A 2020-nucleotide genomic window follows, 5' to 3' on the forward strand; every position below is an offset into this window, starting at 1 on the left:
CTCGTCGTGCGCGAGCTCGGCACGCCGGTAGAGCAATTCGGCCGTGGTGCCGTGCTCGGTATAGAGCGTCACGCCGATGACCGCCCGCCCATGCCAGGGGCGCTCGCCACGCAGCAGCGGGCTGTCGAAGGCACCGACGATGCGCGTGGCGGCAAGCAGGGCGTGCGTGCGATTGCGAATGGCCGGCAAGACGGCGACGAAGGTGTCGTCACCGGCGACGAAAATCGTGTCGATGTGACGCACGGCGTCAACGATGCGCTCGCGGGCGGCGAGCATGATCTCGTTGCCGAAATCGAAGCCGAAGCGCAGTTGCGCCTCGCGCATGCCCTGCAGGCGGATGACCAGTACCCCGCTCAGGCCTTCGCCATTGGCGGCACGATCGAGGATGGCCTGGATCGCCGGCAGGATGAGCGACCGCTCACTGGTCATGACAGGAAATACTCCCTGGGGTCGATGCCGAAACTCCCGGCAGCCAGTGTGCGGAGGATCTCGCGTCGTACGCCGTCGGTCTGTCGCATGAGGTCCACGATCACGAACTCGTCCAGGTGTGTCTTGTCGGTGCGCGTGAGCAGGGCCACGCGCGGCTGAAGTCGGCGCGCCTGGTTCTGCACCATGACGATGGCCACTTCGCCGGTATTGAGCTCAACCAGCGAGCCGGTAGGGTACACGCCCAGGCAGGCCTGGAACTGCTCCACCAGCTCGCCCTGGAATTCCCGGTCACGACCGGAGTAGATCTGTCGGATCGCAAGGTGTTGCGAAACCGCCGGGCGATAAGGCCGCGGCGTCGACATCGCGTGGTAGGTATCGATGATCGCCGCCATGCGCCCGGCCAGTGGAATGGCGGTGCCGGCCAGGCCCTGGGGATAGCCGCTCCCATCGAAACGCTCATGGTGGGTCAGGACCATGTCGCGGACTTCCGCATCCACGACCCCCGAATGGTCGAGGATCGCCACGCCTTCGTTTACGTGCTGGCGGGCGAGCTCCCACTCGGCGTCGTTGAGCGGACCACCCCGCTCGAGCATCTCCTCGGGCAGCTGCGACTTGCCCACGTCCATCAGCAGGCCGCCGGCGGCGAGGCTGACGATAGCGTCGTCGGCGAAGCCCATGTGCCGGCCGAAGGCTGCCGCGAGCGTGCTGCAGCCGACGGCGTGCTGGTAGGTGTAGCTGTCGCGCTGGCGCAGGCTCTGCATCCAGAAGAAGGCGTCGCCACTGCGCAGCACGCTCTCCACCATGGGCCGCACGGCGTTTTCCAGGGCGTTCGGATCCAGCGGGCGGCCGGCCTGAATATCCTCGACGATGCGCTCGGCGAAGCTCGCCACGGTGTCGAACGCTTCGCGGGCGCGCGGCATCTCGTCATCGAAGGAGGCGGTATCGGAGTAGCTGTGCCGCGTGACCAGGCGGGTATTCAGGGCCGGGCGTGGCGTCGCCGCGCGCACGGGCGCGGCCGCCGACACGCGCGCTGGCGTGACGCGGCGGTGCAGGTCGACGAAGACGTACTTGCAGAAACGCCGCAGCGCTTCGATGTCCTCTCGAGAGGCGATCGGCACCCCCTGCAACGGAAAGGGCGTGTCCGACCAATCACAATCGAGACGGCTGACATACATGCCGATCTCCAGATCGGTCACGAATACGCGTCTCTCTACCAGGTCGTACGCCACGTTTCCCCTGCCTCCATCGATACCGAGAGCGCGCCATTTTGCCGAATCCGCGCCCGCCCAGCCAACCCACGGTCGTCGGTCCTATATCGGCCGGGACGCCGCTAACTGTAGCCGGGAACCCTGTCAGATTCCTGACGTTCCCCCGGTCTCATCCAGCAGGCCCCCTCCATCGGAGATCCGCATGAACCGCCGTTCCCTGCTCGCCCCGCTCCTGATCGCGCTTACGGCTTGCTCCGCGGCCTCTGCCCGCGACGAAGGCATTCGCCTGCCCGCCCCCACCGTCGACACCGCTGCGGCGCCCGGCGAGGCCACTGCCGTGTTCGCCGGCGGCTGCTTTTGGGGGGTCGAAGGCGTATTCCAGC

Annotated in this window: 2 protein-coding genes and 1 pseudogene; 1 reads left to right on the forward strand and 2 read right to left on the reverse strand. The window is 67.1% G+C overall.

The annotated features are described in order from the left end of the window. Both AC1DT2_RS21825 and AC1DT2_RS21830 read right to left on the reverse strand, forming a co-directional pair. Nucleotides 1-429 (reverse strand): diguanylate cyclase domain-containing protein (locus AC1DT2_RS21825; RefSeq protein WP_477298697.1); only part of this gene is annotated, 429 nt, incomplete at its 3' end. Continuing rightward, complete coding sequence (locus tag AC1DT2_RS21830) at nucleotides 426-1625, reverse strand: HD-GYP domain-containing protein (protein ID WP_477298698.1); 1200 nt, start codon at nucleotides 1623-1625, stop codon at nucleotides 426-428. The genes AC1DT2_RS21825 and AC1DT2_RS21830, both read right to left, overlap by 4 nt. A gap of 214 nt (nucleotides 1626-1839) precedes the next feature. Between AC1DT2_RS21830 and AC1DT2_RS21835 the strand changes: the two are divergent. Beyond that, nucleotides 1840-2020: pseudogene (locus AC1DT2_RS21835) on the forward strand (peptide-methionine (S)-S-oxide reductase MsrA); the annotation flags it as partial.

This window comes from Luteibacter sp. P4_E6 (genome assembly GCF_056401535.1).